The sequence below is a fragment of the Mycobacterium novum genome (genome assembly GCF_010726505.1).
GTDB classification, from domain to species: domain Bacteria; phylum Actinomycetota; class Actinomycetes; order Mycobacteriales; family Mycobacteriaceae; genus Mycobacterium; species Mycobacterium algericum.
Genome location: NZ_AP022562.1, coordinates 3,690,433 through 3,703,071, shown reverse-complemented (window position 1 = coordinate 3,703,071; position 12,639 = coordinate 3,690,433). Strand labels below are relative to the sequence as shown.

Sequence of the window (12,639 nt, the reverse complement as noted above, 5' to 3'; positions counted from 1 at the left end):
TCAGCCGACCGTTTCCCGAACCCGGACCGTGATCGCCGCCAGCTCTGCTGCGCTGCACACCGGTGCGCCCAGCTCAGGAGTTGCGATCGGCAGCTGCACCCAGCTGGAGCACCCCGCGTAGTCGGGGGTTCGCGGCAACCGCACCGGACGGGTCAGCGGGGTGGCCTGGACGACCAGCGCAGTCAGCCGGTGTCTGGGCCGAAAGTCCAGCCGGTCGGCGCGCACCGACTCGGCGGTCCAGATATGCAGGTCGGCGATGTCCTCGAGGGCCTCCGGGCGCTCAACGGACAATCTCGCGACCACTTTCGCCGCGGCCCGCACCAGCACGTGGTCGCCGGTGGAGTCGCCGACCGCCGCGGTCAACAGGTCACGGTGTTCGGGGCGGACCCGCTCGGCGTGACTGTGCACCGCCGTCGGGAACAACAGGAATTCGTCCGCGGCGACCTCGAATCGCTTCTCGTGAATACCGCCCTTGCGCAGCAGGATTCGTTGCCGGCCGCCTAGCAGCGCCGCGACGACGGCACTCCACTCCTTCAGGGCCTGCATTCCGCTCAGCGTAGTCGGGGCTACGGTGAACCGGTGAGCGACGACATTCTGCTGGTTCAGACGCAAGACCGCGTCCGTACCCTGACACTCAACCGTCCGCAAGCCCGCAATGCGCTCTCCCGCGCGTTGCGTGACGCGGTCTTCAGCGCCCTGGCCGAGGCCGACGCCGACGCCGACGTGGACGTGATGATCCTGACCGGCGCTGATCCGGTGTTCTGCGCCGGCCTGGATCTTAAGGAGTTCGGCGATTCCGATTCGACTGCGCTGCCGGATATCTCACCGCAGTGGCCACCGCTGACCAAACCGGTGATCGGGGCGATCAACGGCGCCGCGGTGACGGGCGGGCTGGAGTTGGCGCTGTACTGTGACCTCCTGATCGCCTCGGAGCAGGCTCGCTTCGCCGATACCCACGCCCGGGTCGGGCTGATGCCGTCCTGGGGGCTGAGTGTGCGGCTGCCGCAACGCGTCGGGGTGGGACTGGCCCGCCGGATGAGCCTGACCGGCGATTACCTGAACGCCGCCGATGCGCTACGGGCCGGCTTGGTCACCCAGGTGGTGCCGCACGCCGAGCTGCTGGCGACGGCGCGCGAGGTGGCGGCATCGATCGTCGGCAACAACCAGGCCGCGGTGCGCGCGTTGCTGGCCTCCTACCACCGCATCGACGAGTCGCAGACCGCCACCGGGCTGTGGATCGAGGCGATGGCCGCCAAGCAGTGGCTGCACACCCTGAGCTCCGCCGACGTCGCCGCCAACCGGGCGGCGGTGCTGGAACGGGGACGCGCCCAGGTGCGCTCAGACCGGTCGAACGACCCGGCAGGGCTGCCCCACCGCGACCACCCCCGCCGGGATGTCGCGGGTCACCACGCTGCCGGCGCCGATGACGGAGTCGGCCCCGATCGTCACGCCCGGGCAGACGATGACGCCGGCTGCCAACCAGACGTTATCGCCGATGGTGATCGGCGCCGCTGATTCCCAGCCGGCCCGCCGGGCGTCGACGTCGTCGATCGGGTGCAGCGCGGTCACCAGTTGGACGCGCGGGCCGATGGACACGTGGTCACCGATGGTGATGGGCGCGCAGTCGAGCAGGATCGCGTCGTAGTTGATGAAGCAGTTGACCCCGATGTTGATGTGACTGCCGTAGTCGCAACAGAATCGCGGCATGATGACCGACGCTTCCCCGAATGATCCGAGCAGTTCGCTCAACAGTTCCCGGCGGCGGTCCTCCTCATCGGGGCCAGTGTCGTTGAACGCGATCACCAAGCGCTGACACACCTGCCGGTCGGCGACCAGGCCGGGGTCGTCCGGGCGGTACAGCTCCCCGCTGAGCATCCGATCCCGTTCACCGCTCATGCCCGCCGATCCTACGGCCGGCCGGCCCGCGTCCATCGTCCGGAAAGCGCCCGCCACCCGACGAACACCAGTCGCAGCACGATGAACGTGGTCAGCCCCGACCAGATCCCGGCCAAGCCCCAATCCAGTATCAGTGAAAGCCAGGTCAGCGGCAGGAAGCCGGCCAGCGCGCTGATCACGGTGGCCGTGCGCATGAACGCGGCGTCCCCGGCCCCCAGCAACACCCCGTCGAGCGCGAAAACGACTCCGGCGATGGGTAACTGGGCTACCAGGAACCACCATGGCACCGCGACCGACGCCAGTACCGCGGCATCATCGGTGAACACTCCCGGTAGCACCGTGGACCCGGCGGCGAGCAACGCGGCCAGCACCGCGGCGGCGACCGCCGAGAACACCGTCACCCGGGCGGCCACCGTCCTGGCGCGGCCGGCCGCACCGGCGCCGAGGGCCGCGCCCACCAGGGCCTGCGCGGCGATGGCCAGCGAATCGAGCACCAACGCCAGAAACGTCCACAGCTGCAGCACGATCTGATGGGCGGCCAGCGCCGCGGCCCCGAATCGCGCCGCGACCGCGGCCGCCGAGACGAAGCATGCCTGGAAGGCCAGCGAGCGCACGATGAGGTCGCGGCCCATCGACACCTGCGCCCGCAGCACCGGGCCGTCGATCCGCAGTGGGATCCGCTCGGAGCGCAGTGCTCGCAGGAACAGCAGCGCGGCGAGCCACTGGCCGGCACAGTTGGCCACCGCCGACCCGGGCAGTCCCCAGCGCGGCATCCCGAGGCCGCCGTAGACCAGCAGCGGGCACAACAACGCTGAAAGCGCAAACCCGGCAACCACATAGCGTGGCGGTCGCACGGTGTCCTGCACTCCGCGCAGCCAGCCGTTGCCGGCCAGCGACACCAGGATCGCCGGGGCGCCCAGGATCGCGATCCGCAGCCACCCGCAAGCGGCCGCGGCGATGTCGTCGCGGCCGGCGATGGCCGATACCAGCGGCACCGCCGCGGCCTGCACCACGACCACGATCAACGCTCCCAGACCCAGTGCCAGCCAGGTCGCCTGGACCCCCTCGGCGACCGCTGCGGCGCGGTCGCCGGCACCGTAGTGACGTGCCGAGCGCGCGGTGGTTCCGTAGGACAAGAAGGTGGCCTGCGAGGCCACCAGCCCCAGGATCAGCCCGCCGATGGCCAGCCCGGCCAGGCCCAGCGCTCCGAGCCGGCCGACCACCGCGGTGTCGAAGAGCAGATACAGCGGCTCGGCGGCCAGCACCACCAGCGCCGGCAGCGCCAGCGCCGCGATCTGGCGAGCGCCCGCCGGCGCACCGGCTTCACTCACGGGCACATTCTTCGGCGAGCGTGCGCGGAAACGGTTCGCCGCGCGGCGTGTCAACCGGGGACATGCACGCTCGCGCCGGGGAGTGGGGGGAGGGCACAAGCATCAGGCGAGCGCGGCGACCAGGGCGGCGACCACGTCCTGCGCTCCGCCGGTGGCCGTATACCCGGCGGCCAGCCGATGCCCCCCGCCGCCGAACGAAACGGCCACGGCGCTCAGGTCGACCGCCGACTTGGCGCGCATCGACACCGCCCAGCAGCCCGGCTCGACCTCCTTGAACACCGCGGCCACCTCGGCCTGCTGGGTGGTCCGCACGATGTCGACGATGCTCTCCACCTCTTCGGGCCGCGCGGCGGTCCACTCGGCGTTGTCGACCACGGCATAGACCAGCCCGCGCCCACGCACCGCGTCGGGCAGCAGCCGGGCGTCGGCCAACACCCGCGACAGCAACGTCAACCAGTCGAACGGGTGGGTGTCCATGACGGTGCGGGTGATCGCCGCGTTGTCCACCCCGGCGCCCACCAGCCGCGCCGCCAGCCGGTAGGCGCGGGCAGTGGCCCACCGAAACGAGCCGGTGTCGGTGGCCAGCCCGGCATAGAGGCAATGCGCCACGTCGGCGTCGATCGGCTCACCCCAGGCGTCGATCAGCTCAGCCACCAGCATCGTCGTCGAATCCGCTGACGGGTCAACGAAATTCGCCGTCCCGAACAGTTCATTGGAGGCATGATGGTCGACCACCAGCAGCTCGGGGCAAGCGGCTGCCAGCTGTTGCAGCGCGCCGAGCCGATCGGCGCTCGAGACGTCCACCGTCACCACCAGGTCGGCGTCGGCGCGTAGCGCCTCCGGGCTGACCAGCAGCTCGCCGCCCGGCAGCGATTGCAGCGACTGCGGCAGCTCCGACGGACAAGCGGGACGAGCGAAACAGACCTGGACCTGCTTGCCGCGCCGTCGGAGGACCATCGCGAGCGCCAGCCCGGCACCGATCGTGTCGGCATCGGGATGCACATGGCAGATCACCGCCAGCGTGTTCGCGCCCGCCAGCAGCTCCACGGCTCGGGCGGCGTCGACACGCCGACCCCTCACCGGCGGCTCAGTCGCCGGATCGCTCACCGTGACCGCTGTCTTCGGCACCGGATTGACCGGGCGCCTCCCGGTAGGGGTTGGGGTCCCCGACCGGCTGCTTGCCTTCCCGTATCCGGGCCAGGTCCGCATCGGCGGCCTGGGCCGCGGCCAGCAATTCCGACATCCGGTGTGCGGCGTCGGGCACGGTGTCGCGGACGAAGGTCAGGGTCGGGGTGAACCGCACCCCGGTTCCGGCGCCGACCTTGGAGCGCAGCACGCCCTTGGCCCCGTCCAATGCGGCGGCCGCGCCACCGTAGTCGGGGTCGTCCTCCAGGGACCGGCCCATCACCGTGTAGTAGAGGGTGGCGTCGTGCAGGTCGGCGGTCACCTTGGCGTCGGTGATCGTCACCCCGGCCAGCCGCGGGTCCTTGATCTCGTACTCGATCGCCGAGGCGACGATCGTGGAGATCCGCTTGGCCAGCCGGCGCGCCCGGGCCGGGTCAGCCATGGTGACCGCGCCTACACACGTGCCTTCTCCACCAGCTCGTAGGTCTCGACGACGTCGCCTTCCTTGATGTCGTTGTAGGTCAGCGTCAGACCACATTCGTAACCGTCGCGGACCTCGGTGACGTCGTCCTTCTCCCGGCGCAGCGAGGAGACCGTGAGGTTCTCGGCGACCACGACCGAATCGCGCAGCAGCCGGGCCTTGGCGTTGCGGCGCATGATGCCGGAGGTGACCAGGCAACCGGCGATGTTGCCGACCTTCGAGGATCGGAAGATCGCGCGGATCTCGGCGCGCCCCAGCTCCTTCTCCTCGAAGACGGGCTTGAGCATGCCCTTGAGCGCGCTCTCGATCTCCTCGATCGCCTGGTAGATGATCGAGTAGTACCGGATCTCCACACCGTCGCGGTTGGCCAGCTCGGTGGCCTTGCCCTCGGCGCGCACGTTGAACCCGATGATGATCGCGTCCGACGCCGATGCCAGGTTGACGTTGGTCTCGGTGATGCCACCGACACCGCGGTCGATGACCCGCAGCTGCACCTCGTCGTCGATCTGGATGCCCATCAGGGCCTCTTCCAGCGCCTCGACGGTACCGGCGTTGTCGCCCTTGAGGATCAGGTTCAGCTGGCTGGTCTCCTTCAGCGCCGAGTCCAGGTCCTCCAGCGAGATCCGCTTGCGCGACCGGGCCGCCAGGGCGTTGCGCTTGCGGGCATTGCGCTTATCGGCGATCTGGCGGGCGATGCGGTCCTCGTCGACGACGAGCAGGTTGTCACCGGCGCCGGGCACCGAGGTGAACCCGATGACCTGGACGGGCCGCGAGGGCAGCGCCGCCTCGACGTCGTCGCCGTGCTCGTCGACCATCCGCCGGACCCGGCCGTAGGCGTCGCCGGCGACGATCGAGTCGCCGACCCGCAGCGTGCCGCGTTGGATCAGCACGGTGGCGACCGGACCGCGACCGCGGTCCAGGTGCGCCTCAATCGCCACACCCTGGGCTTCCATGTCGGGGTTGGCCCGCAGGTCCAGGGCGGCGTCGGCGGTCAGCAGCACCGCCTCCTCCAGGGCCTCGATGTTGGTGCCCTGCTTGGCGGAGATGTCGACGAACAGCGTCTCGCCGCCGAACTCCTCTGGCACCAAACCGTATTCGGTGAGCTGGCCACGGATCTTGGACGGGTCGGCGCCCTCCTTGTCGATCTTGTTGACCGCCACCACGATCGGCACATCGGCGGCCTGGGCGTGGTTGATCGCCTCCACCGTCTGCGGCATCACACCGTCGTCGGCGGCCACCACCAGGATGGCGATGTCGGTGGCCTTGGCACCGCGGGCACGCATGGCGGTGAACGCTTCGTGGCCCGGGGTGTCGATGAAGGTGATCAACCGCTCGGAGCCGTCGAAGTCGACGCCCACCTGGTAGGCGCCGATGTGCTGGGTGATGCCGCCGGCCTCGGCTTCGCGCACGTTGGCCTTGCGGATGGTGTCCAGCAGTCGCGTCTTGCCGTGGTCGACGTGACCCATCACGGTCACCACCGGCGGGCGGCTCTGCAGGTCCTCCTCGTCGCCTGAGTCTTCGCCGTAGGAGAGGTCAAAGGACTCCAGCAGTTCGCGGTCCTCGTCCTCGGGCGAGACGACCTGCACCACGAAGTTCATCTCGCTGCCGAGCAGCTCGAGGGTCTCGTCGCCGACCGACTGGGTGGCGGTGACCATCTCACCGAGGTTGAACAGCGCCTGCACCAGCGCAGCCGGGTTGGCGTCGATCTTCTCGGCGAAATCGCTCAGCGACGCGCCGCGGGCCAGCCGGATGGTCTCGCCGTTGCCGTGCGGCAACCGCACGCCGCCGACGACCGGCGCCTGCATGTTCTCGTATTCGGCGCGTTTCGCCCGCTTCGACTTGCGTCCCCGCTTGGGTGCACCGCCCGGACGCCCGAACGCGCCGGCCGCGCCACCGCGCTGGCCGGGACGGCCACCGCCGCCGGGGCGGCCCCGAAAGCCTCCGGCGCCGGCGCCTGCTGGGGCACCTCCACCGCCACCGGGTCCGCCGCGGTAGTTACCGCCGGGACCGCCGCCGGGGCCGCCCGGACGGCCGCCGGGGCCACCGGGACGGCCACCGCCGCCGGGGCGCGGCGGGCCGCCGGGGCGCGCCGGGCGGCCCTGCGCGCCGAAGTTACTGGTACGGCCGGGCATATTGCCCGGTGTTGCGCCGCCGCCGGGACGCGGCATGCCGGGCCGGGGTGCACCCGGCCGCGGCGCCTGCGGGTGCGGACGCGGGATGGCGCGTTCCGCCGGCTGCGCCGACGAGAACGGGTTGTTCCCGACGCGCGGGGTCCGGGCGCCGGGCTTGGGTCCGGGCGTGGCGGGCCGAGGGCCGGGAGCCGGCGGCGGCCCGGGTTGCGGCGGGGCCGGTGGCGGCGCCGCGGGGGCGGGGGCCTCGGCGGCGGGCGCCGGCGGAGCAGACGGCTTGGCCGCGGGGGCTGCCGGAGTCGGGGCTTTGACGGCCTCGACGGCCACGCCGTCGGCGGCCGCCGGTGCAGCCTTCGGCGGTGCCGAAGCGGCGGACTTGGCGGGCGCCTTGGCCGGCTCTTCGCTCTTCGCGGCGGCTTTGCCACCGCCGAACGACTCGCGCAGGCGCCGCGCGACGGGGGCTTCCACGGTCGACGAGGCCGACTTGACGAATTCGCCCTGCTCGCTCAGCCGAGCGAGAACTTCCTTACTGGTGACACCGAGTTGCTTGGCCAACTCGTGTACGCGGGCCTTTGCCACTACATCTCCTGTCTATGAGGCGACAGCGGTGGTGGGCCGCGCCTCGGGTTTAGCTATGACGCATGGTCATCGGGACTTCACGGTGTGCTCATGTTCTTCGCTACCTGTTCTGTTGGCCGGGGCGGTGAGCCCGATCTGCTGATCGAAGTACTCCTCCACCCCGGACACATCCGGGGAACCGCTGATCCGCAGCGCGCGCACGAACGCTCGTCGCCGGGTCGCCGCTTGCAGGCACGCCGGTGCGGGATGCAGCCATGCTCCCCGTCCCGGCAGGTTGCCCGCCCGGTCAACGGTCACGGCCTCGTTGCCGTTCCCTGACACAGCGACCACCCGAAGCAACTCGACGGCCAACTCGCGTTTCCGGCATCCGACACACGTGCGCACCGGTCCCTTCGGGGAGCGGTGCGTCCGCGAGGCGGTTGTCGAAGTCTCGCGCTGGATCACGGCTCAGTCTACCCATACACCAGCGGTCGCCCGAACCACCCGATTCAAGCCCGGGCGCCGCCCCTAATGTTCCTGGGCCACGCCTCCTCCGACCTCCTGCTCGGCACCGTTGGCGCCGGGCTCGGGGGTGTCACTGCGGATGTCGATTCGCCACCCGGTGAGCCGGGCCGCCAACCGCGCGTTCTGACCCTCCTTGCCGATGGCCAGCGACAACTGGAAGTCGGGAACCACCACCCGGGCGGCTCGGGCCGTCTGGTCGATCACCGTCACCGACATCACCTTGGCCGGCGACAACGCGTTGCCGACGAAACGGGCCGGGTCCTCGTCGTAGTCGATGATGTCGATCTTCTCGCCGGCCAGCTCGCTCATCACGTTGCGGACCCGCTGGCCCATCGGGCCGATGCAGGCGCCCTTGGCGTTGAGCCCGGGGACTCCCGAAGCCACCGCGATCTTGGAGCGGTGCCCGGGCTCCCGGGCGACCGCGACGATCTCCACCGACCCGTCGGCGATCTCGGGCACTTCCAGGGCGAACAGCTTGCGTACCAGGTTCGGGTGGGTGCGCGACAGTTCGATGCGCGGTTCGCGCAGCCCGCGGGTCACACCGATCACATAACAGCGCAGCCGGTCGCCGTGCTCGTAGGCCTCGCCGGGCGCCTGCTCGGAGGGCCTGATGACGCCGTCGAAACCTTTGGCCTCGGTGCCCAGCCGCACCACGACGACGCCGCGGGCGTTCTCCCGGGCGTCGCGCTGGACGACGCCGGCGACGATGTCGCCCTCGCGCGCCGAGAATTCGCCGTAAGCCTTCTCGTTCTCGGCGTCACGCAGCCGCTGCAGGATCACCTGACGGGCGGTGGTCGCCGCGATACGCCCGAACCCCTCGGGCGTGTCGTCGTATTCGCTGATTATATTGCCGTCGGCGTCGGTCTCGCGGGCCAGCACGCGAACCATGCCGGACTTGCGGTCGACGTCGATGACCGCGTCGGCTTGGTGCCCTTCGGTATGCCGGTAGGCGGTGAGCAGCGCCGACTTGATGGTCTCCACCACCACCTCGACCGGAATGCCCTTGTCGGCCTCGATCGCGTGCAGCGCCGCCATATCGATATTCATCGGTCGGCCTCCGTTCCCGCATCGGGGGCCTGCCGGCCCGTCAACTCCAACTCACGTGCACTCGGCGCGGCGAACTCGACCTGCACCACCGCGCGCTTGATGTCGCTGAGCGGCAGCCGGCGCCGCTCCCAGTCCCGCCCGCCCCGCACCACCAGGGTCACGACGTCGTCGTCGACGTCGGCCACCCGGCCGGTCACGCCGGTCTCATCGGACAAGGTCACCTCGACCTTGCGGCCGTGCGCACGCCGGAAATGCTTGGGGGCGGTGAGCGGCCGCTGCACGCCGGGTGAGCTGACCTCGAGCACGTATCGGCCGTCGAAGGACAGGCCGTCGAGCAAATCCGACGCCGAGCGCGACAACGCCGCGGCAGTGTCAAGGTCCAGTGGGGTGTCGCCATCGGCGACCACGGTGATCCGCGGCAGCGGGGCACGGTCGTCGACCACGACGTCTTCGATCTCGTATCCGGCACGGCTGAACTCAGCATCGAGCAGCTCGATCACCTGTGTTTGCGATGGTAGCCCGGTGGCCACGGCGAGCTCCTCATCTTGAGTTGTCCGGTCGTCGCGTTCCCGCGCGCCAGGCGCACCGGGAACCAGCCACCAACGATACGCCGTGGTGTGCACACCCACAGCAAACCGGCAAAAGCACCGGCCGTGCCCTGTCGCCCCGCCACCGGCCACGTCGCGTCCGTCCGGCGGCACCGGGGTGGCAGGATGTCTCAGGTGTCCGGCCCACTGACCGCCATCGACCGGCGGCGCCTGCTGAGCGGAGCCGGGATGGTCGCGCTGATCGCCTTGGCGGCGCCGGCGTGCGGCTCGGCTCCGGCCCCGCCGGCTGTCGATGATCTGGAGGCGCAACGGCAACTGGCGCAGCACGACAGTGAGCTGGCCACCGCGGCGGCGGCGGCACTGACCCGAGCACCCGACCCCGACGCCAAGGCGCTGGCCGCGGCGCTGGACCAGGTGTCGCTCGAGCGGGCCGAACACGCCCGTGCGCTGGCCGCCGAGATCGCCCGGGCCGCGCGGCGGCCGGCGCCGGAAGCCACCGCGAGCAGCACACCGGCCGACGTGCCGGACGGGCCGGCTCCGACGGTATCCGAGGTGGTCAGCGCACTGCGTGCGGCGGCCGACAGTGCCGGCCGCTTGGCCACCACCGCCACGGGATACCGAGCCGGGCTGCTTGCCTCGGTCGCGGCGGCCTGCACGGCCTCCTACGCTGTCGCATTGGTGGTGCAGTCATGACCTCGGCCGAACCCAGTCCGCTCAGCGCGCCCGACGCCGCCCTGTGCGATGCGCTGGCCACCGAGTACGGCGTCGTCTACGGCTACGGGATGGTGTCGGCGTACTCCCTGCCGGAGCTCAACGACCTGGTGGTTCCCACGATCCGTCAGCACCGCGAGCGCCGGGATCGCACCATCGCCATGCTGACCGCTCGCTCCGTTCCGGTCCCGCAACCCGCCGCCGGCTACCAGTTGCCCATGCCGCTGACCACGTCTGACGACGCGCTGCGGCTGGCAGTCCGGATGGAGAACGACACCGCGACCGCCTGGCGCGCGGTCGTCGAGCAGGCCCGCGAACCCGCGGATCGCGAGTTCGCCGCGACCGCGCTCGGCCAAAGTGCGGTATTGGCCGCGCACTGGAACCGGGCCTTGGGGAACTGGCCGATCACCCGGGCGTTCCCCGGCGGCCAGGACTGAGCGCGACCTTTCCGATGGCGACCGCCGGGTCAGCCGGCCTCGGCGCGGACGGCCGCGAGGACCTGTCCGGCCAGGTCGGCGTCGATCGACAGCTCGCGGGTCTGCCCGGAGAAGCGGTCCCGCAGTTCGACGACCCCGTCGGCCCAGCCGCGTCCCAGCACCACGATCCACGGCACACCGAGCAGTTCGGCGTCCTTGAACTTCACCCCCGGCGAGGCCTGCCGGTCATCGAAGAGCACCTCCAGACCGAGCCGGTCCAGCTCGGCGGCCAGCTCGGTGGCGCCGGCGCGGGCGGCGTCGTCCTTGTTGGCGATCACCAGGTGCACGTCGAACGGCGCGACCTGCGCCGGCCAGCGCAGGCCCAGCTCATCGTGCTGTTGTTCGGCGATGACGGCGACCAGCCGCGACACCCCGACCCCGTAGGAGCCCATCGTCAGCCGCACCGGCCGGCCGTCCTCGCCGAGCACGTCGGCGGCGAACGCGTCGGTGTATTTGCGGCCGAGCTGAAAGATGTGGGCGATCTCGATGCCGCGGGCACTGACCAGCGTGCCCGCCCCGTCCGGAGACGGGTCACCGTCGCGGACCTCGGCGGCTTCGATGGTGCCGTCGGCGGTGAAGTCACGCCCGGCGACCAACCCGACGACGTGCTTCCCGGGAGCGTCGGCACCGGTGATCCAGCTGGTGCCGTCCACCACGCGGGGGTCGACCAGATAGCGGATACCGTTGTCTTGCAGAGCTTTCGGGCCGATGTAGCCCTTCACCAGGAACGGGTGCTCGGCGAAGTCGTCGTCGGACAGCAGGGCGTATTCGGCGGGGTCGAGCGCCGCGCCCAGTCGTTTCTCATCGACCTCGCGGTCGCCGGGCAGTCCGATGCCCAGCAGATGCCACTCCCCGCCCGGTAGCCGCACCTTGAGCAGCACGTTCTTGAGGGTGTCGGCGGCCGTGACGCTGCGGCCCAGGCCGGCGCCGTTGGCCCAGTCCACCAGGGTGGCGATGGTCGGGGTGTTGCCGGTGTCGTGCACTTTCGGCTCCGGCAGGCCCTCGATCGGCTGCGGCTGCGGGCGGGCGGTGATCACCGCCTCGACGTTGGCGGCGTAGCCGGACTCCGGGCAGCGAACGAAGGTGTCCTCGCCGACTTCGCTTTCGGCCAGGAACTCCTCGGAGGCCGATCCGCCCATCGCGCCCGAGACCGCCGAGACGATCACGTAGCGCACGCCCAGCCGGTCGAAGATGCGCTGGTAGGCGACCCGGTGCGCGCCATAGGCGGCCTGCAGTCCGGCGTCGTCCACGTCGAAGGAGTAGGAGTCCTTCATCACGAACTCGCGGCCGCGCAGGATGCCCGCCCGCGGCCGCGCCTCGTCGCGGTACTTGGTCTGGATCTGGTAGAGCACCACCGGGAAATCCTTGTAGGAGCTGTACTCCCCCTTGACCGTCAGGGTGAACAGTTCCTCGTGGGTGGGGCCGAGCAGGTAGTCGTTGTCGCGGCGGTCCTTCAGCCGGAACAGGCCCTCGCCGTACTCGGTCCAGCGGTTGGTGGTCTCATACGGTGCGCGCGGCAACAGCGCCGGGAACAGGATCTCTTGACCGCCGATGGCGTTCATCTCCTCGCGCACCACCTTCTCGATGTTGCGCAGTACCCGCAACCCCAGCGGCAGCCAGCTGTAGAGACCCGGTGCGATCGGCCGGATGTAGCCGGCCCGGATCAGCAGCTTGTGGCTGGGGACTTCGGCATCGGCGGGGTCGTCGCGCAGCGTGCGCAGGAACAGTTCGGACATCCGGGTGATCACAGGCCGAGAGCCTAACTTCTCCGTTGCGGGCGCTCCGGGAAGCCACCCTGTTCGCGGCGGCCCG

Annotated in this window: 12 protein-coding genes and 1 pseudogene; 3 read left to right on the top strand and 10 right to left on the bottom strand. The window is 70.7% G+C overall.

All coding sequences use genetic code 11. The features are described from left to right. Complete coding sequence (locus G6N19_RS17345) at window positions 1-546, bottom strand: DUF1802 family protein (protein WP_193465352.1); 546 nt, start codon at window positions 544-546, stop codon at window positions 1-3. Between the two features lie 33 nt (window positions 547-579). On the opposite strand from G6N19_RS17345, the pseudogene G6N19_RS17340 reads away from it, so the two are divergent. Beyond that, window positions 580-1,338 (top strand): annotated as a pseudogene (locus G6N19_RS17340) (enoyl-CoA hydratase); the annotation flags it as partial. On the opposite strand, the gene G6N19_RS21425 reads toward G6N19_RS17340, so the two are convergent. The 8 genes from G6N19_RS21425 to rimP all read right to left on the bottom strand — a co-directional run bounded on the left by G6N19_RS21425 (window position 1,339) and on the right by rimP (window position 9,622). Further along, complete coding sequence (locus G6N19_RS21425; protein ID WP_162097228.1) at window positions 1,339-1,896, bottom strand: sugar O-acetyltransferase; 558 nt, start codon at window positions 1,894-1,896, stop codon at window positions 1,339-1,341. A gap of 11 nt (window positions 1,897-1,907) precedes the next feature. Next, on the bottom strand, window positions 1,908-3,227 hold the full coding sequence (locus G6N19_RS17335; protein WP_013829490.1) for an MATE family efflux transporter: 1,320 nt from the start codon (window positions 3,225-3,227) through the stop codon (window positions 1,908-1,910). Window positions 3,228-3,329: 102 nt separating this feature from the next. Next, window positions 3,330-4,307, bottom strand: a complete 978-nt coding sequence (locus tag G6N19_RS17330; protein WP_041319974.1) for a DHH family phosphoesterase — start codon at window positions 4,305-4,307, stop codon at window positions 3,330-3,332. Window positions 4,308-4,314: 7 nt separating this feature from the next. After that, a complete protein-coding gene (gene rbfA, locus G6N19_RS17325; RefSeq protein WP_013829492.1) occupies window positions 4,315-4,794 on the bottom strand; it encodes a 30S ribosome-binding factor RbfA in 480 nt (159 codons plus the stop codon). An 11-nt stretch (window positions 4,795-4,805) separates the two neighbouring features. Further along, window positions 4,806-7,541, bottom strand: a complete 2,736-nt coding sequence (gene infB, locus G6N19_RS17320; RefSeq protein ID WP_013829493.1) for a translation initiation factor IF-2 — start codon at window positions 7,539-7,541, stop codon at window positions 4,806-4,808. A gap of 66 nt (window positions 7,542-7,607) precedes the next feature. Then, window positions 7,608-7,871 carry a YlxR family protein gene (locus G6N19_RS17315; protein ID WP_408632447.1) on the bottom strand — a complete coding sequence of 88 codons (264 nt, stop codon included), beginning with the start codon at window positions 7,869-7,871 and terminating at the stop codon, window positions 7,608-7,610. A 177-nt stretch (window positions 7,872-8,048) separates the two neighbouring features. After that, the gene (gene nusA, locus G6N19_RS17310; protein WP_013829495.1) at window positions 8,049-9,092 is read right to left on the bottom strand and encodes a transcription termination factor NusA; all 1,044 of its coding nucleotides are present in this window, start codon (window positions 9,090-9,092) and stop codon (window positions 8,049-8,051) included. Next, window positions 9,089-9,622 carry a ribosome maturation factor RimP gene (rimP, locus tag G6N19_RS17305; RefSeq protein ID WP_013829496.1) on the bottom strand — a complete coding sequence of 178 codons (534 nt, stop codon included), beginning with the start codon at window positions 9,620-9,622 and terminating at the stop codon, window positions 9,089-9,091. Before rimP ends, nusA begins: the two co-directional genes overlap by 4 nt. A 183-nt stretch (window positions 9,623-9,805) precedes the next feature. Between rimP and G6N19_RS17300 the strand changes: the two genes are divergently transcribed. Beyond that, window positions 9,806-10,333, top strand: coding sequence for a hypothetical protein (locus G6N19_RS17300; RefSeq protein WP_041318217.1), 528 nt, complete (start codon window positions 9,806-9,808; stop codon window positions 10,331-10,333). Continuing rightward, a complete protein-coding gene (locus G6N19_RS17295; RefSeq protein WP_013829498.1) occupies window positions 10,330-10,788 on the top strand; it encodes a ferritin-like domain-containing protein in 459 nt (152 codons plus the stop codon). Before G6N19_RS17300 ends, G6N19_RS17295 begins: the two co-directional genes overlap by 4 nt. Window positions 10,789-10,817: 29 nt before the next feature. On the opposite strand, the gene G6N19_RS17290 is transcribed toward G6N19_RS17295, so the two are convergent. Continuing rightward, window positions 10,818-12,575: a proline--tRNA ligase gene (locus G6N19_RS17290; protein ID WP_013829499.1), complete on the bottom strand. Its 1,758-nt coding sequence runs from the start codon at window positions 12,573-12,575 to the stop codon at window positions 10,818-10,820. Window positions 12,576-12,639 lie beyond the last annotated feature (64 nt).